The sequence below is a fragment of the Streptosporangium sp. CA-115845 genome (assembly GCF_050943795.1).
Lineage (GTDB): Bacteria > Actinomycetota > Actinomycetes > Streptosporangiales > Streptosporangiaceae > Streptosporangium.
Genome location: NZ_CP191988.1, coordinates 3,099,240 through 3,123,847 on the forward strand (window position 1 = coordinate 3,099,240; position 24,608 = coordinate 3,123,847).

Annotated in this window: 22 protein-coding genes and 1 riboswitch; of the genes, 13 read left to right on the plus strand and 9 right to left on the minus strand. The window is 70.0% G+C overall.

Going from position 1 to position 24,608, the window contains the following annotated elements; genetic code table 11:
• The first annotated feature begins 252 nt into the window (after positions 1–252).
• Positions 253–909, plus strand: coding sequence for a ribulose-phosphate 3-epimerase (rpe, locus tag ACQP0P_RS16275; protein WP_433377137.1), 657 nt, complete (start codon positions 253–255; stop codon positions 907–909).
• A gap of 141 nt (positions 910–1,050) precedes the next feature.
• On the opposite strand, the gene ACQP0P_RS16280 is transcribed toward rpe, so the two are convergent.
• The 5 genes from ACQP0P_RS16280 to ACQP0P_RS16300 form a co-directional block, all read right to left on the minus strand.
• Positions 1,051–2,097 carry an ABC transporter ATP-binding protein gene (locus ACQP0P_RS16280; RefSeq protein ID WP_433377140.1) on the minus strand — a complete coding sequence of 349 codons (1,047 nt, stop codon included), beginning with the start codon at positions 2,095–2,097 and terminating at the stop codon, positions 1,051–1,053.
• Positions 2,094–3,092 carry an ABC transporter ATP-binding protein gene (locus tag ACQP0P_RS16285; protein WP_433377142.1) on the minus strand — a complete coding sequence of 333 codons (999 nt, stop codon included), beginning with the start codon at positions 3,090–3,092 and terminating at the stop codon, positions 2,094–2,096. Before ACQP0P_RS16285 ends, ACQP0P_RS16280 begins: the two co-directional genes overlap by 4 nt.
• Positions 3,093–3,106: 14 nt before the next feature.
• The gene (locus ACQP0P_RS16290) at positions 3,107–4,087 is read right to left on the minus strand and encodes an ABC transporter permease (RefSeq protein WP_433377145.1); all 981 of its coding nucleotides are present in this window, start codon (positions 4,085–4,087) and stop codon (positions 3,107–3,109) included.
• 127 nt (positions 4,088–4,214) lie between these two features.
• Positions 4,215–5,999 (minus strand): ABC transporter substrate-binding protein, encoded by a 1,785-nt coding sequence (locus ACQP0P_RS16295; protein ID WP_433377147.1) that lies wholly within the window; start codon positions 5,997–5,999, stop codon positions 4,215–4,217.
• Positions 6,000–6,016: 17 nt separating this feature from the next.
• Positions 6,017–7,042: an ABC transporter permease gene (locus ACQP0P_RS16300; RefSeq protein WP_433377150.1), complete on the minus strand. Its 1,026-nt coding sequence runs from the start codon at positions 7,040–7,042 to the stop codon at positions 6,017–6,019.
• A 303-nt stretch (positions 7,043–7,345) separates the two neighbouring features.
• Here ACQP0P_RS16300 and ACQP0P_RS16305 point away from each other — a divergent pair, with 303 nt between their 5' ends.
• From ACQP0P_RS16305 to ACQP0P_RS16325, 5 genes are all read left to right on the plus strand, one after another.
• Positions 7,346–8,161 (plus strand): oxygenase MpaB family protein, encoded by an 816-nt coding sequence (locus ACQP0P_RS16305; RefSeq protein ID WP_433377152.1) that lies wholly within the window; start codon positions 7,346–7,348, stop codon positions 8,159–8,161.
• Between the two features lie 121 nt (positions 8,162–8,282).
• Positions 8,283–8,413: riboswitch (FMN riboswitch) on the plus strand.
• A 329-nt stretch (positions 8,414–8,742) separates the two neighbouring features.
• Entirely contained in the window at positions 8,743–9,378 is a 636-nt protein-coding gene (locus ACQP0P_RS16310) for a riboflavin synthase (RefSeq protein WP_433377155.1), read from the plus strand.
• Between the two features lie 106 nt (positions 9,379–9,484).
• Positions 9,485–10,699, plus strand: coding sequence for a bifunctional 3,4-dihydroxy-2-butanone-4-phosphate synthase/GTP cyclohydrolase II (locus ACQP0P_RS16315; RefSeq protein WP_433377158.1), 1,215 nt, complete (start codon positions 9,485–9,487; stop codon positions 10,697–10,699).
• Positions 10,700–10,772: 73 nt separating this feature from the next.
• A complete protein-coding gene (gene ribH / locus ACQP0P_RS16320) occupies positions 10,773–11,243 on the plus strand; it encodes a 6,7-dimethyl-8-ribityllumazine synthase (RefSeq protein ID WP_350924481.1) in 471 nt (156 codons plus the stop codon).
• Positions 11,244–11,374: 131 nt separating this feature from the next.
• A complete protein-coding gene (locus ACQP0P_RS16325; protein ID WP_433377162.1) occupies positions 11,375–11,833 on the plus strand; it encodes a PH domain-containing protein in 459 nt (152 codons plus the stop codon).
• Positions 11,834–11,917: 84 nt separating this feature from the next.
• Here the strand turns inward: ACQP0P_RS16325 and ACQP0P_RS16330 are convergent, their stop codons facing one another.
• Both ACQP0P_RS16330 and ACQP0P_RS16335 read right to left on the minus strand, forming a co-directional pair.
• Complete coding sequence (locus tag ACQP0P_RS16330; RefSeq protein WP_433377165.1) at positions 11,918–12,586, minus strand: potassium channel family protein; 669 nt, start codon at positions 12,584–12,586, stop codon at positions 11,918–11,920.
• A complete protein-coding gene (locus ACQP0P_RS16335; protein ID WP_433377168.1) occupies positions 12,579–13,919 on the minus strand; it encodes a TrkH family potassium uptake protein in 1,341 nt (446 codons plus the stop codon). The genes ACQP0P_RS16330 and ACQP0P_RS16335 overlap by 8 nt, the downstream gene beginning before the upstream one ends.
• Positions 13,920–14,042: 123 nt before the next feature.
• On the opposite strand from ACQP0P_RS16335, the gene ACQP0P_RS16340 reads away from it, so the two are divergent.
• The 5 genes from ACQP0P_RS16340 to ACQP0P_RS16360 all read left to right on the plus strand — a co-directional run bounded on the left by ACQP0P_RS16340 (position 14,043) and on the right by ACQP0P_RS16360 (position 19,180).
• Positions 14,043–15,104 carry an RNA-guided endonuclease InsQ/TnpB family protein gene (locus ACQP0P_RS16340; protein ID WP_433381914.1) on the plus strand — a complete coding sequence of 354 codons (1,062 nt, stop codon included), beginning with the start codon at positions 14,043–14,045 and terminating at the stop codon, positions 15,102–15,104.
• Between the two features lie 208 nt (positions 15,105–15,312).
• A complete protein-coding gene (locus ACQP0P_RS16345) occupies positions 15,313–16,209 on the plus strand; it encodes an AAA family ATPase (RefSeq protein ID WP_433377171.1) in 897 nt (298 codons plus the stop codon).
• Complete coding sequence (locus ACQP0P_RS16350; RefSeq protein WP_433377174.1) at positions 16,193–17,401, plus strand: vWA domain-containing protein; 1,209 nt, start codon at positions 16,193–16,195, stop codon at positions 17,399–17,401. Before ACQP0P_RS16345 ends, ACQP0P_RS16350 begins: the two co-directional genes overlap by 17 nt.
• Positions 17,394–18,554 carry an XdhC family protein gene (locus ACQP0P_RS16355; RefSeq protein WP_433377177.1) on the plus strand — a complete coding sequence of 387 codons (1,161 nt, stop codon included), beginning with the start codon at positions 17,394–17,396 and terminating at the stop codon, positions 18,552–18,554. Before ACQP0P_RS16350 ends, ACQP0P_RS16355 begins: the two co-directional genes overlap by 8 nt.
• Positions 18,551–19,180, plus strand: a complete 630-nt coding sequence (locus ACQP0P_RS16360) for a nucleotidyltransferase family protein (RefSeq protein ID WP_433377179.1) — start codon at positions 18,551–18,553, stop codon at positions 19,178–19,180. The genes ACQP0P_RS16355 and ACQP0P_RS16360 overlap by 4 nt, the downstream gene beginning before the upstream one ends.
• A gap of 180 nt (positions 19,181–19,360) precedes the next feature.
• On the opposite strand, the gene ACQP0P_RS16365 is transcribed toward ACQP0P_RS16360, so the two are convergent.
• Positions 19,361–20,266 carry an endonuclease/exonuclease/phosphatase family protein gene (locus ACQP0P_RS16365; RefSeq protein WP_433377182.1) on the minus strand — a complete coding sequence of 302 codons (906 nt, stop codon included), beginning with the start codon at positions 20,264–20,266 and terminating at the stop codon, positions 19,361–19,363.
• Between the two features lie 160 nt (positions 20,267–20,426).
• On the opposite strand from ACQP0P_RS16365, the gene ACQP0P_RS16370 reads away from it, so the two are divergent.
• Entirely contained in the window at positions 20,427–21,467 is a 1,041-nt protein-coding gene (locus ACQP0P_RS16370; RefSeq protein WP_433377184.1) for an LLM class F420-dependent oxidoreductase, read from the plus strand.
• A 96-nt stretch (positions 21,468–21,563) separates the two neighbouring features.
• Here the strand turns inward: ACQP0P_RS16370 and ACQP0P_RS16375 are convergent, their stop codons facing one another.
• Entirely contained in the window at positions 21,564–23,435 is a 1,872-nt protein-coding gene (locus ACQP0P_RS16375; protein WP_433377187.1) for a glycoside hydrolase family 9 protein, read from the minus strand.
• Positions 23,436–23,528: 93 nt separating this feature from the next.
• On the opposite strand from ACQP0P_RS16375, the gene ACQP0P_RS16380 reads away from it, so the two are divergent.
• Positions 23,529–24,596: a M24 family metallopeptidase gene (locus ACQP0P_RS16380; RefSeq protein ID WP_433377189.1), complete on the plus strand. Its 1,068-nt coding sequence runs from the start codon at positions 23,529–23,531 to the stop codon at positions 24,594–24,596.
• The last annotated feature ends 12 nt before the right edge of the window (positions 24,597–24,608 follow it).

Sequence of the window (24,608 nt, forward strand, 5' to 3'; positions counted from 1 at the left end):
GAAATTACTCGGGGGATCTCCCGCTCGCCGGGATAGTTATGAATTCGCGTCCTGCGAAATCCCCGGCCATCTGCGAGTTCGGTGCCGGAGATGCGACGGTGTGAATGGCGAAAAAAGCGGAGATATAGCTATATTCCTGATATGTCATGCGATGTGCGGCGGGTGTCGAGCGTCGGATGACGTGTGACGTGGGTCACGCGGTGGACGGCGGGTGACGGAGGGCAGGGCGCCGCCTCATAGAATCGGCCAATTATGGCCGTACAGATCTCGCCCAGCATCCTGTCCGCTGACTTCGCCCGCCTCGCCGAGGCGGCCAAGGCGGTCTCCAACGCCGACTGGCTGCACGTGGATGTCATGGACAACCACTTCGTCCCCAACCTGACCCTCGGGCTGCCGGTGGTCGAGTCCCTGCTCAAGGCGACCTCGCTGCCGCTCGACTGCCACCTCATGATCGAGGACCCGGACCGCTGGGCCCCGTCCTACGCCGAGGCCGGGGCCCAGAGCGTGACCATCCACGTGGAGGCGGCCAAGGCCCCGGTGCGCACGCTGCGCCAGATCCGCGGCGCCGGTGCCCGCGCCGGCCTGGCGCTGAACCCCGCCACCCCCGTCGAGCCGTACGAGGACCTGCTCGACGAACTCGACATGCTGCTGCTGATGACCGTCGATCCCGGTTTCGGCGGGCAGAAGTTCCTCGACGTGGTGCTGCCCAAGATCCGCCGGGCCCGCGAGCTGATCGACCGCTGTGGCGGGCAGGTCTGGCTCCAGGTGGATGGCGGCGTCTCCGACACGACGATCGAGCGCTGCGCGGAGGCGGGCGCCGACGTCTTCGTGGCGGGCAACGCCGTCTACGGCGCCGAGGACCCGGCCCGCGCGGTCGACGGTCTGCGCGCCCTGGCCACCCGCGACTGACCGGCCCGGTCCAGGGGGCGTCCGGGAGGACCGGACCGTCAGGCGGACAGCCGAACGGCGGAGGGCGGACCCGGGACGGGTCCGCCCTCCGCCGTTCGCTCACCGGGGATCACCGGTCGCGAGGACCGGTGACGGCCGGTGTCAGGTCTGCAGCGCCGGGTCGAGCACCACGTCCTGGCCGTGCACGGTCGGCTCCTCGGGGAAGTGGCAGGCGGTCAGGTGACCTTCCCTGTTGCCCTCCAGCCTGAGCAGCGGAGGCTCCTCGGTGGCGCACTTGTCCTGGGCCTTCCAGCAACGGGTGCGGAAGCGGCAGCCGGACGGCGGGTTGATGGGGGAGGGCACGTCCCCCGCCAGGCGGATGCGCTCGCGCGGCTCGTCGTCCTCCTGCACCTCGGGCACCGCCGACAGCAGCGCGTGGGTGTAGGGGTGGCGGGGGCGCTCGTACAGGGAGGCGCGGTCGGCGACCTCGACGATCTTGCCGAGGTACATGACCGCGACCCGCTGGGAGAAGTGCCTGACGATCGCCAGGTCGTGCGCGATGAACAGGAACGCGATCCCCATGTCCCGCTGGAGCTGCTGGAGCAGGTTGACCACCTGCGCCTGGATGGAGACGTCGAGGGCCGAGACCGGCTCGTCCGCGACGATCAGCTTGGGGTTGAGGGAGAGCGCGCGGGCCACCCCGATCCGCTGCCGCTGGCCGCCGGAGAACTCGTGCGGGAAGCGGTTGTAGTGCTCGGGGTTGAGCCCGACGATCTCCAGGAGCTCCTGGACCCGCTTGGTCCTGCCGCCCGGCGGGTCGATCCCGTTGATCTCCATCGGGCCGCCGATGATGGTGCCCACGGTGTGCCGGGGGTTGAGCGACGAGTACGGGTCCTGGAAGATCATCTGGATCTCGGCCCGGATCGGCTTCAGTTCCCTGCGACCGGCGTGGCCGATCTCGCGTCCGGCGTAGCGGATGCCGCCCGCGGTGGGTTCGAGCAGCCGGGCCGCCAGCCGCCCGGCGGTGGACTTGCCGCAGCCGGACTCGCCGACCAGGCCGAGCGTCTCACCGGCGTGCACGGTCAGGTCGATGCCGTCCACCGCGTGGACCCGGCCGACCTGCCGTTTGAAGATGAGGCCGCCCATCACCGGGAAGTGCTTCTTCAGACCGGACAGCTCCAGCAGCGGCTCGGAGGTCGTCTCGCTCACTTGTGGATCTCCCGCTTCTGGGCCAGGGTCAGGTAGCACGCGTCGCCGTGGCCGCGGTGCGGGGACAGCTCGGGCCGCTCCGAGCGGCACAGCTCGGGCCCCGCCACCTCCATGAAGTCGCACCGAGGGTGGAAGGGGCAGCCGGGCGGGACGTTGATCAGGCTCGGCGGGGTGCCGCGGACCGGCTGGAGCTGCACGTCCACCGATGCGCTCAGCTTGGGCATGGAGGCCAGCAGGCCCCAGGTGTAGGGGTGGCGGGGTTCGCGGAGGACCTCCTTGACGGTCCCGCGCTCCACCGCGCGCCCGGCGTACATCACCAGCACCTCGTGCGCGGTGTTGGCGACCACGCCGAGGTCGTGGGTGATCAGGATGATCGAGGTGCCCATCTGGTCCTGGAGCTCCTTGAGCAGGTCCAGGATCTGGGCCTGCACCGTCACGTCCAGCGCGGTGGTGGGCTCGTCGGCGATCAGCAGGTCGGGGTCGCAGACCAGGGCCATCGCGATCATCGCGCGCTGCCGCATGCCGCCGGAGAACTGGTGGGGATAGTCGTCCACCCTGGTCTTCGGCTGCGGGATGCCGACCCGGGTCAGCATCTCGATCGCACGGGCCCTGGCCTCGGCGCGGCTCGCGCCGGTGTGCTTGCGGTAGACCTCGGAGATCTGCTTGCCGATGGTGTGGTACGGGGAGAGCGAGGTCAGCGGGTCCTGGAAGATCATCGCGACCTTGTTGCCGCGCAGCCTCTCCATGGTGGAGCGGGAGGCGCCGATCAGCTCCTCGCCGTCCAGCCGGATCTCCCCGTTGATCGTGGTGGTCTCCGGGTTGTGCAGGCCGAGCACCGTCAGGTTGGTCACCGACTTGCCGGACCCGGACTCGCCGACGATGCCCAGCGTGGTGCCCTTCTCCACGTCGAAGGAGAGCCCGTCCACCGCGTGGACGACGCCGTCCTCGGTGTGGAAGTCGACGGTCAGGTCGCGGACCGAGAGGAACGTTGACACTTTCTTCAGGACTCCTAACCCAGCCGCACGCGGGGGTCGATGAAGGCGTACAGGACGTCGACGACGATGTTGAAGAAGACGATCGCCCCGGCCGCCACGAGCACCGTGCCCATCAGCATGGGCAGGTCGGAATCCTCGACGGCCTTGATGGAGAGCCGTCCGAGCCCCTGCAGCCCGAAGGTGGTCTCGGTGATGATCGCGCCACCGATCAGCGTGCCGAGGTCCACGCCGAAGATCGTGATGATGGGTGTCAGGGTGCCGCGCAGGGCGAACCTCATCACGACGGTCCGGCCGGACATGCCCTTGGCCCGCGCGGTGCGGACGTAGTCCTCACTGAGCTGCTCCACCATCGTCGAGCGCGTCATACGGGTGTAGTTGGCGGTGAAGATGATCGCCAGCACCACCCAGGGCAGCGCCAGCCCGCTCGCCCAGGCGATGGGGTTCTCGGTGAACGGCAGGTACTGGGGCCGCTGAAGGAGCTGGCCCTTGTAGACGAAGACGTAGAGCGCGAGCGTGCCGATGAAGTAGATCTGCACGGAGGCGCCGATCAGGGACGCCACGCTGGCGATCTTGTCCAGTGGCTTGCCCTGGCGCAGGGCCGCGATGATGCCGGTCGCCATGCCGAAGATGAGGAAGACGATCGCCGCGCCGATGGTGAGGGAGACGGTGACCGGCAGCCGGTCCAGGATCGTCTCGAACACCGGCTCGCGGTTGACGAACGAGTAGCCGAGGCAGGGGGCCGGGCAGTAGTCCAGGTTCTCGTAGTCGCGGCCGACGAAGATGCCGGCCAGCCAGGCCACGAACTGGGCGAACAGGGGCTGGTCCAGTCCCAGGTTGTGCCGCGCCTGCTCCAGGAGGTCGGGCGGGCAGACCTTGCCGCAGGCGAGCCTCGCCGGGTCGGCGGGCACGGCGAAGAAGAGGAAGAACGTGACCGCGGCGATGATCAGAAGCGTGACCGCGGCGCCGAGCGTGCGGCGAGTGATGAATGGAAGCATTGCCTGTTTCCCGAGGTGGCTGGGACCGCTGCTGGGGCCTGACGGCCCCTTGGCCGTGACCTCGCGGGGAACGGTGTCGTTCTCCGCGAGGCCACGGCCGCCGGTGTCTCCTAAGGCTTCGTGGGCGTTACTGCTTCACGAAGATTCTGTTCGGCTGGACGGTCCACGACTGCGGGTCGATCTCCGCGCCGCCGACCTTGGAGCCGTGCAGGGTGTTGGCGATCCGGTTCTCGGCGACGACCAGCGGGGTGATCGTCTCCTGGATCTCCTTGTCCAGCGCCATCCACGCGGCGTTCTGCGCGTCGATGTCGGTCATCGCGGTGATCTCGTCCATCTTCTTGGTGAGCGCCTCGTCCTTCAGGTGCGAGTAGTTCGGCGCACCGTCGGCGATCGGGCCGAAGATGACGGGCAGGACCGTCGAGCCGGACGGCCAGTCGGCGCCCCAGCCGCCCCAGTACAGGTCGAACTCGTTCTTCGTCAGGCCGATGGAGTCGTAGTAGGTCTTGCGGTCCAGCGGCTTGGCCACGACCTTGATGCCCGCCTTCTCCAGGGCGCTCTTGATCACGACGGTGACCTGCTCCTGGACCGGCGTCTGGTTGTAGGCGTAGACGATGGTCGGCGTCGGGTTGCTCGACTCGGCCAGCAGCTGCTTGGCCTTCTCGATGTCACCCTCGGGCTTGGTCGTCTTGTTGAACAGGTCGTAGGGCTGGTAGCCGACCGTGGTGTTCTCGTTGAGGATGGTGGTCGGCAGCGCCGCGGCGGCCGGGCCGCCCATGGTCTGCTGGATCTGCTTGGAGGGCCACGCGTAGTTGATGGCCTGGCGGATCTTGGCGTCCTTCATCCGGTCAAGGTTGAAGTAGTAGTAGTTCCCGTACGGCGAGGGGCTCTTCATCAGGCGGGGCGCCAGCGCGGGGTCGCCGAGCACCTGCTGCAGCCGCTCCGGGGGAACGGTCGCGTAGAAGGTGAAGGCGGTCTGGTCCGGGCCCGCGTCCGCCATCAGGCGGTCGGTGATCTGCAGGGCCTCCTGGCCGAACTCCAGACGCCACTTGTCGGGGTAGGCGCCGCGGATCGGGTCGGTGGCCGCGTCCCAGTTCGGGTTGCGCTCCAGGTCGATGGACTTGTCGACCACGTGGTTCTTGATGATGTACGGGCCGCTGGAGACGGGGGCCTTGTCGTACTTCTCCTTGGTGTCCTTGGCCTTGGGCACGATGCCGTAGCCGCCCATGGCGAAGGCGTAGCTGGCGTCGGCGTGCGGCGTCTTGAACTTGTAGACGATCGTCTTGTCGTCCGGCGTCTCGATGCTGTCCAGGCGCTTGCCGTCATAGGGGCCCTGGTAGGCCTTCTTGTGGTCGACCTCGGTCAGCCACTGCTGGATGTAGGTCGGGCCCTGGGTGACGAAGGAGGCGAACGTCCGCTCCATGCTCCACTTCACGTCCTCGGACGTGATGGGCGTGCCGTCCTCCCACTTCACCCCGTCCTTGAGGGTGAAGGTCCAGGTCTTGCCGCCGTCGGAAGGAGTGCCGGTGTCGGTGGCCAGGTCGCCGACCAGCTTGTACTCGCTCTTGGCCGTGCGCTTGTAGCCGGTCAGGGTACGCGCGATCAGGAGGGAGAAGTTCGTCTCGGTGTTGACGTAGAGCTGGGCCGGGTCGAGGTGGGAGAAGTCGTCCCGGTCGATCATCGTGACGGTGCCGCCCTTGACGACGCCCTCCGGCTCGATGGCCGGGCCCTTGGAGTCCTCCGCGGTGCCGATCGTGATGGTCGGCGCCTTGAAGGGTTCCGCGGCGGGGGCGGACGAAGCGGCGGAACCGCTGGGAGCGGCGGGAGCGCCCTGGTTGCCCTCGGCGCACGCGCTGGTGAGTGCGAGCGCGCCTATGGCGAGTACGGCCATCGCTGACCGCGTACGGACTTTCATCTCTCTCCTATTCAGGTCTAACGCTTGAGCTTGGGATCGAAGGCGTCGCGGACCGAGTCACCGAGCAGGTTGAACGCGATGACGAAGATCAGCAAAGCCGCGCCGGGGAAGATCAGGAAGGTGATGTCGTTCTGGTAGACCTGGGTGCCCCGCAGGAACATCCGGCCCCAGTCGGGGATGGGCTCGATCATCCCGACGCCCAGGAAGGACAGGGCCGCCTCGGCGGTCACCATCGCGGGCAGCAGCAAGGTCGACTGGATCAGGATCGGCGTCCACAGATTGGGCAGCAGCTCCTTGAAGATGATCCGGGCGGGGGAGGCACCGGTCACCTTGGCGGCCTCGACGAACTCCCGCTCGCGCATGGAGAGCACCTGGCCGCGCAGCAGCCGGGCGATGCCGGCCCAGCCGAAGGCCGTCAGCAGGGTGATGAGCGTCACCGCCCGCAACCAGACCGGAGTCTCCTCGTCGGGGCTGACGAAGAGGTTCTCCACCACCGGCATGAACGCGATGATGAACAGGGTGGAGGGGAACGACAGGACGATGTCGATCAGGCGGCCGATGAAGTAGTCGGTTCTGCCCCCGGCGTACCCGGCGACGATGCCCATGACGATGCCGATCATCGAGATGAGCAGCGTCGAGACCATCGCGATCAGCAGCGAGGTCCTGATCCCGTAGACGAGCTGCATGAACACGTCCCGGCCCAGGTTCGGCTCGATGCCGAACCAGAAGTCCGAGCTCATGCCGCCGTTGGGCAGCACCGGGTAGCCGAAGTCGTTCAGCAGCCCCGGGGTGTCCTGGCCGTAGAGGGTGTAGGGGTCCTTGCCGTAGAGCCAGGAGATGACCGGCGCGAGGATCGCGACGAGGAAGAAGAAGATCACCACGCCGGCCGAGGCGATGCCGGTGGGGTCGCGGCGGAAGCGCAGCCACATCAACTGGCCGGGGGAACGGCCCACCGTCTCCGGTGTCTTCACCGCGGGGGGTTCCCCGGTGGTGGACGCGGCTGGTGCAGGGATGGTCATCGTGCGGGCGCTCCCAACGAGCATGGCTGAGCCTGATCCTTGGAACCATCGCAAAACAGTCAAGGTCAAATCAATGGTCTACTCCTTACTCATTTTATTGTTGTGTAATTTCCACCTGTTCGTAGCTTCAATTCCGTTGACGCGGTGGGGGGGTGAGGTGAAAGAATCGGACCACTTAAAAGTCGCTTTTCACGGATCTGTGACACTTTGATGACCTGGCCGTGACACCCCCGTCCGGATCTCGTTCCGCTTGTGTCACAGACCCGGGACATGTGTGCCCAGCCCCCCTCCGGTAGCGTAATTGACCACTTACGAGGGAGGCGGCGCATGGATCACGGGTTGTTCGGACCGGATTCGGTGACCTGGAAGGTGATGGGCGAGCCGATCCTGCTCGTCGGAGGCTTCAGGGCGCTGCTCATGCAGGGCCTGCACCCTCGGGCGATGCGCGGGGTCGCGCAGAACTCGGCGCTCATGGACCCCGCGGAGGCCTGGTCCCGCTTCGTGCGCACCACCGAGTTCGTCCGGGTGCGCACCTACGGTACGACCGGGGAGGTCGCCCGCGCGGGGGCCAGGGTCAGGAAGATCCACGCGAGCCTCACCGCCCTCGACCCCGACACCGGCGAGCGGTTCCGCCTCGACGACCCCGCCGCGCTGCTCTGGGTCCATGTGGGCGAGGTCGACTCCTACCTGTCGGTCGCCCGGCGGGCCGGAGTGCGCCTGAGCGGCGAGGAGGCCGACAGGTTCGTCGCGGAGTGGCGCCGCGCGGCCGAGGTCGTCGGCCTGCGCCCCGAGGACGTGCCCGGCTCGGTCGGCGAGCTGGACGACTACATCCGGGCCTGCCGTCCGGGTCTCTACCTCGCGCCCGAGGTGCCCCATCCGCTCAGGCAGTCGCTCAACGCGCCGCTCCCGGCGCGCCTGACCCCGCTCAAGCCGGTGTTCCCCATGGTCACCCTGCTCGCCTTCGCGACCCTGCCGCGCTGGGCCCGCAGGCTCTACGGGCTGCCCGCGACCCCGCTGGGAGACCTGTGGGCGACGGCCTCCCTGCGGGCGCTGCACACCGGCATCGGTCTGGTGCCCGCCCCGGTGCGGTACTCCCCGGACGCGCGGCGGGCTCGGAAGGTGATCGCCGAGCGCGCCGCATGACTTGACCAAGCGCTCGCTTGGTCCATATGATGGAGGGGTGTGCGGTGCGGTTTGCCGGACATGGCACACTGGTGTACGGGAAGCGGGCCGCCTGTGGCGCGCTTCCCGAAGCAAGACAGAGCAGCGTGCTCCGGGGTCGGTGAAATTCCGAGCCGGCGGTTACAGTCCGCGACCCGGTCGAATCCATCGACCGGTTGACCTGGTGAAACTCCAGGACCGACGGTTAGAGTCCGGATGGGAGGAAGCGCGCGAGCGGAGAGTGCCCTTTGGCGCCCTCCGCTGACCGGGTGTACGCACCCATCGAATTCCCCGGGGCCCGCCGTGGCAGACAGCTACTGGCGAGTAGGAGACCTCGGGTGACTGATCGGACGCGGACGCGCCCAGTGGCCGGGCCCGCCCCCCACGGGCATGGCGCCGCCGGCCCCCACCATTCCCTGACCGGGCACACCGGCTTGTCCCGCTCTCCGAGCGCATGCCCCGTCAGCCCCCACGCGGCTTCCCGCCCTCCGGCGACGTCCCGCCTCCGGCCCCGCGACACCTCGGCCGCCCGCCTTCGCGCGATCCCCCGCAAGGAGCTGTGAATGTTCACCGGAATCGTCGAAGAACTGGGTGAGATCGCCGGGATCGAGCAGCTGAGCGACGCGGCCCGGCTGTCCATCCGGGGCAGGACGGTCACCTCGGACGCCGGGCACGGCGACTCGATCGCCGTCAACGGCGTCTGCCTGACCGTGGTGGACGTGGCCGGTGAGGTGTTCACCGCCGACGTGATGAAGGAGACCCTCGACCGCAGCTCCCTCGGCGCGCTGAGGCCCGGCTCCCCGGTCAACCTGGAGCGCGCGGTCCGCGCCGACCAGCGACTGGGCGGCCACATCGTGCAGGGTCACGTGGACGGGACGGGCGTCCTGCTGTCGCGGGAGCCCGGCGAGCACTGGGAGGTCGTCCGCATCTCCCTTCCGTCCGACCTCGACCGCTACGTGGTCGAGAAGGGGTCGATCACGGTCGACGGCATCAGCCTGACCGTGGTGAGCGTCGGCTCCGGCGGCTTCGCCGTCAGCCTCATCCCCACCACCCTGCGCCTGACCACCCTCGGTGCCAAGCAGCCCGGAGACCCGGTGAACCTCGAGGTCGACGTGATCGCCAAGCACGTCGAGAAGCTCATCGGCGCGTACGCCCCCGCGAGCACGGACGGCCAGGCCGGCAGGGGGGACGAGCGGTGAACCGGGCGGAAGCGGGATTCGAGGCCCCCGTACCGGTCCCGGTCGGATTCGTCAGCTGGCTCAAGGAGCACAGGTCGCGGACCGTGCTCGTCCCCGAGGAGGCCGTGTGATCAAGCTGGACCCGATCGAACGCGCGATCGCCGACACCCGCGAGGGCAAGGCGGTCGTGGTCGTCGACGACGAGAACCGGGAGAACGAGGGCGACATCATCTTCGCCGCGTCCAGGGCCACGCCGGAACTGCTGGCCTTCACCATCCGGCACAGCAGCGGCGTGGTCTGCGTGCCGATGCGCGGTGAGGACCTCGACCGGCTCGGCCTGCCGCTGATGGTGCACGACAACAGGGAGCGCCTGCGCACCGCGTACACGATCAGCGTGGACGCCAGGGACGGGGTGAGCACCGGGATCTCCGCCGCCGACCGGGCCCGCACGATCCGTCTCCTGGCCGACTCCGCGACCGACCCGTCCGAGCTGGTACGGCCGGGTCACGTCTTCCCGCTCCGCTACCGGGAGGGCGGTGTCCTGGTCAGGCGCGGCCACACCGAGGCGGCCGTGGACCTGGCCAGGCTCGCCGGGCTGAGCGAGTCCGGCGTGCTCGCCGAGGTCGTCAACGACGACGGGACCATGATGCGGCTGCCGGAGCTGCGCCGCTTCTGCGACGAGCACGATCTGGCGCTCGTCTCGATCGAGCAGCTGGTGGAGTTCCGGCGCAGGACCGAGCGGATGGTGACCAGGGTCGCCGAGACCCTGCTGCCGAACAGGTTCGGCGTGTGGCGGGCCTACGGCTTCGCGAGTTCGGTGGACGGCGGCGAGCACCTGGCCCTGGTCTTCGGCGACATCGAGGACGGCGAGAACGTCATGGTCCGGGCGCACTCCGAGTGCCTGACCGGCGACGTGCTCGGGTCGCTGCGGTGCGACTGCGGGGTGCAGCTGGAACACGCGATGTCCCGGATCGCCGCCGAGGGCCGAGGCGTGATCGTCTACCTGCGCGGGCACGAGGGGCGCGGCATCGGGCTGCTGGCCAAGCTGCGGGCGTACAGCCTCCAGGACGCCGGCAGCGACACGGTCGACGCCAACCTGGAGCTCGGACTGCCGGTGGACGCGCGGGAGTTCTCCAACGCCGGGCAGATCCTCGCGGACCTGGGGGTGAAGTCGATCCGGCTGCTGACCAACAACCCGGCCAAGCTGCGCGGCATGGACGGCTACGGCATCAAGGTGGTCGGCCGTGAGCCCATGCCGGTGGCGATGAACCCGTACAACGAGAAGTACCTGTCGGCCAAGCGCGACCGCCTTGGCCACGACATTCCCCGGGAGCGCGAATGAGTGAGCGTGGCGAGAGAGCCGGTGTGGACGGGGTGTTCGCGAACGCGAACCGCGAGCGGAGTGAGTTGATCAGATGAGTGGGACAGGACGGCCGGTGGTGTCGGCCGTGGACGCGCGGGGGCTGACCGTCGGCATCGTGGCCGCCCGGTGGCACGAGGAGATCACCGATCAGCTCGTGGCGCGGGCCGTACGGGCGGGGGAGGACAGCGGCGCGGCGGTGACCGTGGTCCGGGTGGCCGGATCGCTGGAGATCCCGGTCGTGGTGCAGGCCCTGGCCAGGCGCTGCGACGCGGTCGTCGCCCTCGGAGCCGTGATCCGCGGGGAGACCGCCCACTTCGACTACGTCTGCGACTCCGTCACCGCGGGCCTGACCCGGATCTCCCTCGACGAGCAGGTCCCGGTCGGCAACGGAGTGCTGACCTGCGAATCCCTCGACCAGGCCGTGGACAGGTCGGGGGTGCCGGGCAGTCACGAGGACAAGGGCTACGAGGCCACCGTCGCGGCGCTGGAGGCGGCGCTGCTGCTGCGCGAACTCCGCTCCTAGAGCATCGCCGACGCACCCCGCCGCGCCGTGTGATCGGTGCGGCGGGGACGTGCGATAGGTTGCCATCGGCACCGTGACCAGCCGTCGCAGCCGTTTTGATCGGTGGTTTCCCGAAGGATCGTGATCTGAGAGTGAGCCCGGAGAGCGTCTCCCCGCCCCCGTTGCCCGTCGTCTGGCGGCCGAAGAACGGGCGGATCGTGGCCTACGGCTTCGCGGGCGTGATCACGCTCGGCGCCGTTCTGATGGCGATCTTCCTGCCGGCGCCGTTCACGCTGGTCGACAGGATCGGGATGCTCGTGCTGGGCCTCGTGATCGCCGGGGCCCTCCACCTGCTGGGGCGGTGCCGGGTGGAGGCCGACGAGCAGGGGATCACCGTCGTCAACCCGCTGAGGGTGCGCCGTTACGAGTGGGCCGAGGTGCTCGGGGTCACCCTGACCGACAACGAGCCCTGGGCGAAGATCGACTTCGCCGACGGGGTCACGGTCGGCGCCATGGGCATGCAGGGGTCGGAGAAGAAACGCACGATGCGCCAGGTCCACGAGCTCGCCGCTCTCATCAGGGAGCGCGGCGAGGCGGACGAGGCCCGCTGAACCACCGGCGGGCCGTCACCTCGACGCCGCCGCCACCGTCCGAACGCGCCGGATCCGGCGAGCCCCGTGGGGCCACTTCGGCGCTCAGGTCTCCTCGGCGAACCGCTCGGTCTTGTCGGTGTCGCCCGCCACGAGCAGGATGTCGCCGCTCTGCACGACCGTCTCCGAGGTGGCGTAGGTGAACCCGCCGCCGGGCTTCTTGATGCCGACCACGGTGACCCCGTACTCGCTGCGGATGCCCAGCCGGCCCAGGCTCTTGCCGTCCGCCCACCCGGGCGCCATGGTCTTGATCAGGGCGTAGCCCTCGTCGACCTCCAGATAGTCGAGCATCCGACCGATGACCAGGTGCGCGACCCGCTCGCCCATGTCGTGTTCCGGCTGCACCACGCGGTGCGCGCCGACCCGCTGCAGGATCCGGCTGTGCTGCAGGCTGATCGACTTGGCCCAGATGTCCGCCACCCCCAGGTCGGTCAGGATCGAGGTGGTCAGGATGCTCGCCTCGATGTCGGTGCCGATGCCGACCACGGCCCGGCCGAACTCCGCGATGCCGAGCTGCCGGAGGGCGTCCGGGTCCGTGGAGTCCGCGCACACCACGTGGGTGAGCCTGCCGGAGAAGTGCTGGACGTTCTTGGGGTCGCTGTCCACGCCGAGCACCTCGACGTCGCGGCTCACCAGCTCCGCCGCCAGAGCGCCGCCGAACCGCCCGAGACCGATGACCACGACCGAGTCGCCGCGGTTCTTCTTGTCAACCAACGAGGGGACGCTCCTCCGGATATCGGAACCGACGGGTCTGGACGTGCAGCGCCAGCGCGGCGCCCAGGGTCACCGGGCCGAGCCGCCCGACGAACATCAGGACGGTCAGGATCAGGTGCCCCGCGGTGCCGACGTCGGCGGTGATCCCCGTCGACAGCCCGACCGTGCCGAAGGCGGAGATCACCTCGAACAGTACGCGGTCGAGCTTGAAGGGGGTCACCGTCATCAACGCGAACGTTCCCGCCGCGACCGACGCCACACTCAGCAGCGCGATCGTCAGGGCCTGGCGCTGCAGCTGCTCGGGGACGCGGCGGCGGCCCGCCGAGACGTCGGGCTCGCCGCGCAGCTCGGCGAGGATCACGAAGCCCAGGAGCGCGAACGTCGTCACCTTGATGCCGCCCGCGGTGCCCGCGCTACCCGCGCCGATGAACATCAGCACGTCGCTGACCAGCCAGGAGTTCTCGCTCATCTGGGAGGTGTCGACGGAGTTCAGGCCGCCGCTGCGGGTCATCGTGCTGTGGAAGAACCCGGCCATGATCCGCAGGCCCGGGGAGAGGCCGCCCATCGTGCCGGGGTTGTTCCATTCGATGATGGTGATGGCCAGCGTCCCGCCGAGCAGCAGGACGGCGGTCATCCACAGCGTGATCTTGGCGTGCAGCGTCCAGCGCGACGGGCGGCGCCAGTTCTCCCGCAGGACGGCGTAGACCGGGAAGCCGAGACCTCCGGCGATCACCGCCAGCGCGAGTGGGAGGCAGATCCACGGGTCGGTGACGAACCCCATGATGCTGTCCGACCAGAGGGCGAACCCGGCATTGGTGAATGCCGAGATCGCATGAAAAATCCCGTAATAGATGGCACGGCCGACCGGCTCCCCGTACCCGATCACGAACCGGATGGCGAGCACGGTGGCGGTCAGCACCTCGGCGATCACCGTGACCTTGGCGACTCCCACGATCAGCCGCCGCACGTCGCCGGCCCCGAGGGTCTTGGTCTCGGTCTGGGTGTTCAGGCGGGCGCGCAGGCCGAGCTTGCCGGAGACGAGCACCGCCAGGATCGAGGAGAGCGTCATGATCCCGAAGCCGCCGATCTGCATCAGCACCATGAGCACGATCTCGCCGAAGAGCGACCAGTGCGCCGCGGTGTCGTGCATGGCCAGACCGGTCACGCAGACCGCGGAGGTGGCGGTGAACAGGGCCGACGTCCACGAGGCCTGCTGGCCACCCTCGACCGCCACCGGCAGCGACAGCAGCCCCGTACCGGTGAGGACCACGGCAAGGAACGCCACCACGACGACTCTGGACGGGGTGTTGATCTGGCCGAGGAGGTTCTTCACCAAACACCTACAGCGTGGAAGCCCGGTCCTTCAGGGCCGGTAGGAAGCGCGGAACGGTCCTGCACGAATGTGATCCTTCCATGAGCATTGAGTGACATCATCAACGATGTGTTGGTGACGGAAATGTTGAAGCTCGCCCCGAGCGCCGAGCAGGCCGAGAGCCTGCTGGCGACGATGCGCGTCTGCAACGCCGCCGCCAACCGGGCCGCCGAGGTGGCGTCCGCTCACCACACCGCGAACAAGATGGCGGTGCAAAAACTCGTCTACGCCGACTTGCGGCACGAGTTCGGCCTGTCGGCGCAGATGGCCATCCGGTCGATCGCCAAAGCGTGCGAGGCGTACAAGCGGGACAAGACCATCAAGCCGACCTTCCAGAAGCTGGGGGCGGTCGCCTACGACCAGCGCATTCTGTCGTGGAAGGGCCGCGACCGCGTCAGCATCCTCACCCTCGCGGGCCGGATCGTCATCCCCGTGATCTACCAGGGCCGCTGGCCGGCCACTACCGGGGCGATCATGCGCGGCCAAGCCGATCTCGTCTACCGCGGCGGGGCGTTCTACCTCGCCGTGGTGATCGACGTTCCCGAACCGCCGCGGGGTGATGAGCCGGACGAGTGGCTGGGCGTGGATCTCGGCATCGTGAACCTGGCCACCGACTCCACCGGCGAAACCCACACCGGCAAGGGCGTACGCGCCGTCCGGCGGCGCAACGCCCGCTTGCGCGCCCGGCTCCAGGCCAAGGGCACCAAGTCCGCCAAGCGGCTTCTCAAGGCGCGTCGCCGCAAGGAGTCCCGGTTCGCCCGTAACACCAATCACGTCATCTCCAAGCATCTGGTCGGTAAAGCCAAAGACACCCAGACCGGGATCGCCCTCGAAGACCTCGAAGGCATCCGCGACCGGGTAACGGTTCGTAAGGCTCAGCGTGCCGACCTGCACTCGTGGGCGCTCTACCAGCTCCGCACGTTCGTGACCTACAAGGCCGCCATCGCCGGCGTGCCCGTGCGTCTGGTCGACCCCCGCAACACCTCCCGCACCTGCCATCGGTGCGGGCACTGCGACAAACGCAACCGTCCCAGCCGGGACGACTTCACGTGCCTCGGCTGCGGGTTCGCCGGCCCCGCCGACCACAACGCCGCGATCAACATCGGTCGCAGGGCAGTGAGTCACGCTGCCGATGACGCGGCCTGAACCGTACCCGCCAGGTACGGCGAGGAGCTGCAAGCTCGGTCCCTTCAGGGCCGAGAAGCTGACAGGGGGTGAGGATACCTCTTCGAGGGGCGGCGGTAGACCTGTCCGCCCCCGATACCCGGCGCCGCCTCGCCGGGCCGGTTCCTCCCGGTGCCACGGGTGCGGCGTGACAACGCGAGAACGCGGCCACCGGGCGTAACCTGAGGTGGTGGTCAGGCGGACAATTGAGGCATCCAACGTGCAGTCACCCGCGCAGCTGGCGGAGCTGCTCGACGAGCGGTCGTATCTGGCCGATACCGGGCTCGCCACGGCCGCCTTTCTCGCACTGCGGATGGGGCGCCCGCTGCTCCTCGAAGGCGAGGCCGGCGTCGGCAAGACCGAGCTGGCCAGGACCCTGGCCGCGCTGCTCGGGGCGCCGCTGATCCGCCTGCAGTGCTACGAGGGGCTGGACGCCGCCCAGGCGCTCTACGACTGGGACTTCGCCCGCCAGCTCCTGCACCTGAAGGCGGCGGAGGCGGGTGGGATCACCGACGCCGCCCGGCTGGAGGGGGAGGTCTACGATCGGAGGTTCCTGATCGCCAGGCCGCTGCTGAAGGCGATCGAGACCCAGCCCTCGGTGCTGCTCATCGACGAGGTCGACCGCGCAGACGTGGAGTTCGAGGCGATCCTGCTGGAGGTGCTCTCGGACTTCGCGATCTCCATCCCCGAGCTCGGCACGGTCCGCGCCGCGCGGCCGCCGGTGGTCGTGCTGACCTCCAACCGCACCCGCGAGGTACACGACGCCCTGAAACGGCGCTGCCTCTACCACTGGCTGGAGCACCCCTCCTTCGAGCGGGAGGTGGCGATCCTGCGCAGGCGGCTCCCCGGCTGTTCCGCGATCCTGGCCGAGCAGGTCGCTCACGCGACGGGACGGCTCCGCGAGGCCGACCTGATCAAGCCGCCGGGGATCGCCGAGACCCTCGACTGGACCGAGGCACTCCTGGCTCTCGGATCCCGCGAGCTCGACCCCGACGTGGCGGCAGCCACCCTGGGCGCCCTGCTCAAGCACAGGGAGGACCACGAGACCGTGCTCGGGAACGGATTCTTCGGTGTGGCCCGGCGTTGACGGCCCCGGTTTCCCCACCGGCGCGACCGGTGCCCCGGCGGATCGGGACACCGGCGGCCCGCCCGCCACGGATGACGGCGCCGCCCTTCCCGCCGGGAACGGCGAGGACCTGGTCGCGGTCATGACCGGTTTCGCCAGGACCCTGCGTGCCGCGGGGGTGCCCGCCGATCACGAGCGAACCCAGGGCCTGCTCCGCGCCCTGTCCCACCTGGACGCCGCGGAGCCCACCGACGTCTACTGGGCGGGCAGGCTCACGCTGTGCGCCTCGGCCGATGACCTGCCCCGCTACGACCGGGTCTTCGCGGCCTACTTCGAAGGGCGGCGCGCGGGCCGTGCGAGACCGGCGGCGATCACCGTCACCCGGCACACCGCGGCGCTGCCGCAGACCCGGCCCGATCGGGAGGAGAGCGGTGACTCCCCCGCGCTCGCGGCGACCGCGAGCGCGACGGAGGTGCTGCGCACCCGTGACGTGGCCAGGATGACGGGACCGGAGCTGGCCGAGGTACACCGGCTGCTCGCCCTGTTGCGGGTGGGCCGGGAACGGCGCCGGTCGCGACGTTTCAGGCCCTCGCGCCGGGGGCGGCTGGACGGCAGGGCGACGATTCGCGAGACCCTGCGCAGGGGCGGGGAGATCGCCGGGCTCCGCTACCGCGCGCACCGGACCAGACCCCGCAGGGTCGTGCTGCTGGTCGACGTCAGCGGCTCCATGACCCCGTACGCGGACACGCTGCTCCGCCTGGCCCACGCGCTGGTCAGGTCGGAGCCCGGGGCCACCGAGGTGTTCAGCGCGGGCACCCGGCTGACGCGGCTCACCGCCGAGCTGAGCCACCGCGACCCGGCCACCGCGATGAACGCCGTCTCCCGCGCCATTCCCGACTGGAGCGGCGGCACCCGGCTGGGTGCGGAACTCCGGCGGCTCCTGGCGCTGAACGACGCGGCCGGCGCGACGGTGGTGATCGCGTCCGACGGGTGGGAGCGCGGCGACGTCTCGCTGCTGGGGGCGGAGATGGCCAGGCTGTCGCGGACGGCCCACCGGGTGATCTGGGTGAACCCGCACAAGGGGCAGGAGGGCTACCAGCCGCTCACCGCCGGCATGCGGGCCGCCCTTCCCCATATCGACGACTTCGTGGCCGGGCACAGTCTGGCCGCCTTCGAAGAACTGGCAATGCTGCTGGGAGGCACTCGTGCGTGATGTTCTGTCGCAGGTCCTGCGCTGGTGGGAGGCGGGGGAGACGTTCGGCCTGGCCACCGTGGTCGACACCTTCCGCAGCGCCCCCCGGCCGCCTGGGGCGTCCATGGCGGTGCTCGGCGACGAGGCGGCGGGCAGCGTCTCGGGTGGCTGCGTCGAGGGGGCCGTCTACGAGCTGGCCCAGGAGGTGGTCTCCTCGGGCAGGCCCGTCCTGCAGCGGTACGGCGTGAGCGACGACGACGCCTTCTCCGTCGGCCTGACCTGCGGCGGCATCCTGGACGTGTTCGTCGAGCCGGTCTCTGAGGAGACCTTCCCCGAGCTGGGGGCGGTCGCCGCCTCGGTGCTCGGGCACGAGCCGGTGGCGGTGGCGACGATCCTGTCCGGGCCGGGCGCGGCGGGCAGCCGCCGGGTGATCTGGCCGGACCGCTCCTCGGGCTCCCTGGGGGTGGACCGGCTGAACGAGGCGGTGGACGACGACGTACGGGGCATGCTGGCGCAGGGGCTGACGGGCGCCCGCAGGTACGGGGCCCGGGGGGAGCGGCGGCTCGACGAGTTGTCGGTCTTCGTGCAGTCCTTCGCGCCGCCGCCCCGGATGCTGGTCTTCGGCGCGATCGACTTCGCCGCCGCGGTCGCCAGGATCGGCAAGTTCCTCGGTTACCACGTGGTCGTGTGCGACGCCCGGCCGGTCTTCACCACGGCCAAGCGCTTCCCCGAGGCCGACGAGGTGATCGTCAAGTGGCCGCACGACTACCTCACCTCGGTCACCGTGGACGAGCGGACCGCGATCTGCGTACTCACCCACGATCCCAAGTTCGACGTCCCGCTGCTGGAGGTGGCCCTGCGCACCCCGGCGGGCTACGTCGGTGCCATGGGATCGCGCCGTACCCACGAGGACCGGCTGGCCAGGCTCGCGCGGGCAGGGCTGGGGGAGGCCGAGCTGAAGCGGCTCCGCTCGCCGATCGGCCTGGATCTGGGTGCGCGCACCCCCGAGGAGACCGCGGTCTCCATCGCCGCCGAGCTGATCCAGCTGCGCTGGGGCGGCTCGGGCAGGCCGCTGACCGACGGCTCCGGCCGGATCCACGGCGACGGCCCGGTTCATGGCAACGGCTCGGTTCATGGCGATGACCCGGTTCACGGCGACGGGCCCGGCGCGTGAGTACGGCCGGAGCGGAACCGGCGGGAACGGTGAGCGCGGGGCTGCTGCTGGCCGCCGGGTCCGGCTCGCGGCTCGGCACGCCGAAGGCGCTGGTGGAGTTCGGCGGGGAGCGGCTGGTGGACCGGGGGGTCAGGGTGCTCCAGGACGGTGGCTGCCGGCCCGTGGTCGTGGTGCTCGGGGCGGCCGCCGTCCGGGTGCCGGGGGCGGTGACCGTCCACAACCCGGACTGGAGTTCGGGGATGGGCTCCTCGCTCAGGGCCGGTCTGGACGCGATCCCCGCCACCGCCGAGCAGGTGGTGATCAGCCTGGTGGACCAGCCGTTCGTCGGCCCGGCGGCGGTGGAACGGCTCATCCGGGCCGCGGAGCGGGGTGCCTCGGTCGCCGTCGCCACCTACGGCGGGGCGCGGCGGAACCCGGTGCTGATCGCCAGGGAGCACTTCGCGGAGGTCTCCCGGCTCGCGACCGGTGACGCCGGAGCACGCCCGTTTCTGAAGGCCCATCCCGAACTGGTCGTCGCGGTCCCCTGCGACGACGTGGCGGACCCCGCCGACATCGACACCCCGGCGGACCTGTCGGCGCTGCGGGCCCGCTCCGAGGCCGCCGCCCGAGCCGCCCGCCCCGGCTGAGCCCGGCGGCTTTACGGGCCCGTTCCGGCCTCGCCGCCCGAGTCGCCGTCCGAACCCCCTGAGCCCAACCTGGGCGGACCCGCCGGAGCCAGGGGCCCGTTCCGGCCTCGCCTTCCGAGCCTTCCGAGCCCTCCGAGCCCTCCGAGCCCTCCGGACCCTCAGGCCCGGCGGTCAGTCCGGTCAGCCCGGTTTCTGGGAGGTCAGGCGCAGCGAGGCGAAGGCGGCGCGGTGGTCGCTGCCCGCGGCCCGCTCGACGCCCGCCCCGGTGGCGGTCAGGCCGCGGTAGAGGATGTGGTCGGGACGGGTGACGGGGAAGGCCGCGGGCCAGGTGAAGCCGAACCCCGTACCGGCCTCCTGCTGGGCGTCCGACAGCGGCGGCACCAGGCCGGAGCGCTTGCGGTCGGTGGTGGCGGTGTTGAGGTCGCCGAGCAGCAGCAGGCGCGCGCTGTCGTCCTTGTCGATCATCCTGCGGGCGTGGGCGAGGGTCTCGTCACGCTGCGCGGTCTGGCCCGGCCGGGCGGAGGCGAGGTGCATGACGTACACGGTCAGTCTCCCCTTGGGGGTGGCGACCACCGCTCGCAGCGCCCGCGCCCAGTCGAGGCCGATGTCGGCCTTGCGGGCCTCGACGATCGGGAACCGGCTCCACAGGCCGACCGTGGCGATCCGGTAGTGATGGGGAAAGCGTTCGCTGAGGATCTCCGCCGCCGGGCCTCCTGCGGTCAGCTCCTGCACCGCGACCAGGTCACGGCCCTTGGCGACCGACCGTACGGCCTCGGCCGAGTCGGCGTTGGCCGCGCCCACGTTGAGCGTGGCGACCGACAGGTCGCTGGGGCCGCCGGGCGGGCTGCGCAGCAGCGTCGGGCCGAACATGAGGCCCCAGACGATCGCCGGGAGCAGCGCCGCGAGGATCACCCGCCATGAGCGGGTGGCCAGCGCGCAGATCAGCAGGACAGGTATCGCGACGCCGAGCCAGGGAAGGAGGCTCTCCAGCACGGGAGTGAACCCGCCCAGTTCCGGCAGGAGCCGGTGCCCGCCAAGAGTCAAGGCCAGGGCTCCCGCCACCACGATGATCGACCGCCTCAGCACACCCCTCCTTGTCGCCGTCAAAGATCCCCTACCCCGGAATGCGTAGGCTACCGGCCCGGCGGGCGGGGCTTGGTGCTTCGGCGGTGAGTCGATAGCCTTTACAGCCAAGGCAACGGAACAACATTCGGTTTCGTCGGCGCTGCGGAAGGACGATCTCACGATGCGTATCGGTATGGCCCTGAGCTACTCGGGGGGCTTCAAGGAGACGGTGGCCGAACTGGCCGACTACGAGAAGGCCGGTCTCGACATCGTCTTCGTCGCCGAGGCATACAGTTTCGACGCGGTCAGCCAGATGGGCTACATCGCGGCCAAGACCGAGAGGCTGCAGATCGCCTCCGGCATCCTGCCGATCTACTCCCGCACCCCCGCCCTGCTGGCCATGACCGCGGCGGGCCTGGACTACGTCTCCGACGGCCGCTTCACCCTCGGCCTGGGGGCCTCGGGGCCGCAGGTCATCGAGGGCTTCCACGGTGTCCCGTACAACGCCCCGCTCGGACGTACCCGCGAGGTCATCGAGATCTGCCGCCAGGTGTGGCGGCGTGAGCGGCTGAACTACGAGGGCAGGCACTACACCGTCCCGCTCCCCGCGGACCAGGGGACCGGTCTCGGCAAGCCGCTGAAGCTCATCAACCACCCGCTCCGCGACCGCATCCCCGTCGTGATCGCCGCCATCGGTCCCAAGAACGTCGAGCTGGCCGCCGAGCTGGCCGAGGGCTGGGAGCCGATCTTCTACATGCCGGAGAAGGCGGCCGAGGTGTGGGGAGCCTCCCTGGCGGCGGGCCGGGCCAAGCGGGACCCGGCGCTGGGAGAGCTGGACGTGATCGCCCAGGCGTCGCTGGCCATCGGCGACGACGTCTCGGGCTGGCTGGAGCTGGGCCGCCCGATGGCCGCCCTCTACATCGGCGGGATGGGGGCCAAGGGCAGGAACTTCTACAACGACCTCGCCCGCAGGTACGGCTACGAGAAGGAGGCCGAGCAGATCCAGAACCTCTACCTGGAGGGAAAGAAGGACGAGGCCGCCGCGCTCGTTCCGGGGGAGATGCTGGAGAAGATGTCGCTGATCGGCTCGGAGGGGCATGTCAGGGAGCGGCTGCAGGCGATGCGCGAGTCGGGGGTCACGACCATCAACGTCGCCCCGCTGGGACGCACCCACGCAGAGCGCCTCCGGCTCATCGAGAAGGTCAGGGAACTCGCCTCCTGACCTTCTCGGACATCGCGATCGGCTTGGCCTGGCACCCGCCGGTTCCGGCAACCGGCGGGTGCCAGGCGGTACAGAGCTATCCGCGCTGTCCGCGGGTCACCGATCGTTCGACATCAACGTGAGGGCGTACAGCGCGATCGCCGCGAAGTCGTCGGCGGGCTCCGACGCCTGCCAGGAGCGCACGTCGTCGACGTAGCGGGAGCCGCGCCCGGTGAACTCCTCGTAGCGGTCCACGCCGTCACCCGGGCAGCGCTTCATCTCCTCGAAGTGCCCGCCCAGGCCATCCTTGAAAAGGTCCTCGCTGTTGGGGCCGTTCACCACCGCGCCGGTGGCGTAAGGCGGGCGGCCGTCCACGCGGCCGTTGAGGTTGGCGATCTGGTGGTGCGGGCAGCGCTCGAAGTTCTCGCCCACGCCGACCATGAACGACACACCCCAGGCGTTGGCACCGAAGGTCCAGTTGCGCTGCTGGGTGCCGAAGGCGTCGTAGGAGCGGTCGCCGCTCACCGACCGGTACAGCCGGGAGGTGGCGGCCAGGCCGAAGGCGTGCGGCACCGCGTCGAACCCGTTGTAGACCGCCCCGGCCCGGAACGGGTCCGCGGCGGCGCGCCCGGCGCCGATCTCCAGCTGGGCCTTCAGGTCGCCGATCAGGCGTGACTCGTCCACGGCCAGGCCGGTCTCCCGGGCGGCGCGCAGCGCGCGGACCAGGTCGGCGTGACCGAGGGCGCTGACGTCGTAGAGGTTGAGCGTGTCACCGCCGGCGTCGTGCCGCAGGTACTGGCCGGCCCAGTGCGCGGCCTGCTTCAGCCATTCCCCGGCCCTGGGGTCGCCCAGCCGCTGCGCGGCCAGCGCGAGCTCGGCGCCGCCGAGCTCCATGTCGTCGCGCCACACGCTCTCGGGGTAGAACGCCCACGGCAGCGAGGTGACGAGCTGTCCCACGTCCTCGGTCTTGGCCAGCGCGTAGATCGAGGCGGCCTTGTCCAGCAGCTTTCTGGCCCGCGCGCGGCTGGGTTCGACCTGGGCGGCCAGGGCGAAGGCGGCAGCGGTACGGCCGGCGAGGTTGGGGCTGATCGGCCGGCCGGGAGGGGCCGCGCGGAAGACCGGGCGGTTGCGGATGTACTGGCGCCCCTCACCGGTGTCCAGATCGTCGGCCTCGGGCAGGCGCCAGATGTCGTGGTCGCCGAAGAACGTGCCCTCCGCGTTGCCCGCGCCGATGCCGACCTGGATGTAGAGGGTCCTGGACTCCTCGTCCCACATCTTGTCCAGCCACTTCAGGCCGTGCGCGGCCTCCGCGCGCAGGCGGGGGTCCACCACCGGCCCCGCGTCGCGGCTGGCCGCCCAGAGCAGCGTGTCGACGTAGGACTGGATGTGGGTGAACTTCAGGTAGTCGCCCGCGTCGAACCAGCCGCCCTCGACGTCGACACCCCCGCCGATCCTGGTCAGCTCGCCCTGGATCTGGTCGGTACCGGGGCCGGTGAAGGTGGGCCACTCGTAGACGGTGGCGTCGCGGTCGGTCAGGTGGCTGGGCTTGCGCCCCAGCTCGCCGCGGATCACGTCCGCGCCGTCGCGCTGGGAACCGAAGAAGGTGACGACCTTGGACGCCGGCCGGGCGAACTGTGCGGCGGGGGCCACCAGGAACCTCGCCGAGGTGGAGGTGGAGGTCTTGATCCGGTACTCGCCCGGGGTGCGGAGCCTGCTGACGTCTATGGAGTAGACGTGCTTGTACCGGGCGTTCCAGGTGCCGAGATCCGCTCCGGCCCGGCCGCTCATCACCTCCCGCCCCCTGCGATCGACCACGGTGAAGCGGGCGCCCGCGGCCGGACCGGTGGTCATGAGGTAGGCCTGCTTGGTCTCCGAGGGGGCGAACCCGACCTGGTCCACCCTGATGAATCCGGCGGTGCTGTCGGCCGTGGCGGGACTCCCGGCTGACACGAGTGCGAAGAGGGCTACGGCGGCGAGAATGCGTCGCATCGGCGCTCCTGGTAGGGGAAAGTTAGGAAAGCTTCCTAACGTTCCTTGGGAAGGTAACGACACCGGAGTACGAGGGTCAATAGCATGTGGGACATGAGCCTCATCCATGCCCGGCGCCGCGAGCGCCTGACGGCCCTGCTCCCCGCTCACGAGACGGATGCGATCCTGGTCACCGGCGGCGTGAACGTGCGCTACCTGACCGGCCTGGCCAGCTCCAACGCGGCGGTCCTGGTCCGGGCCGACGCCGGCGCCACGCTGGCCACCGACTCCCGCTACATCGGGGCCGCCCGGCGGCTGTGCGCCGACATCGAGGTGGTCGAGGAACTCGACGTCGCCGCGGCGCTGCTACCGGAGAGCGGCCGGACGGGCATCGAGGCCGACCACATGTCCGTCGCCACCTACTTCCGGCTGGGCGGCGACCGGCTCCGCCTGTCGGGACTGGTGGAGTCGGTGCGCATGGTCAAGGACGACGCCGAGATCGATCTCATCCGCACCGCGTGCGAGCTCACCGACCGGGCCTTCGCCGAGGTCCTGCCCGAACTGCGTCCGGGGCTGACCGAGAAGGAGGTGGCCAGGGCGCTGGAGCGCCGGATGGTCGAACTGGGCGCGGACGGGCTCGCCTTCGACACGATCGTCGCGAGCGGGCCCAACGGTGCGATCCCGCACCACTCGCCCTCGGACCGGCCGCTGGAGCGCGGAGACCTGGTCACCATGGACTTCGGGGCGCTGTACCGGGGCTACCACGCCGACATGACCAGAACCGTGGCGATCGGCGAGCCCGCCGGCTGGCAGCGCGAGCTGTACGACCTGGTCCGCGCCTCCCAACGGGCCGGCCGCCGGGCCGTGCGGACCGGTGCGGCGTTCCACGAGGTGGACGCCGCGGCCCGCGACCTGATCGCCGAGGCGGGATACGGGGAGTTCTTCAAGCACGGGCTCGGCCACGGAGTCGGGCTGGAGATCCACGAGATGCCGTTCCTGTCTCCGCGAAAGCCAGAGCCTGACCGTGAGCACGCTAGAATAGAGGACCGAGTTCCGGTCACGGTTGAACCTGGGGTATATCTTCCCGGCAGGGGCGGTGTCCGCATCGAGGACACGCTCGTGGCGCGTGATGGCGGGCCGGAACTTCTCACCCGGACGACCAAAGAGCTGCTCGTCCTCTAAGAGCGGCCGTAC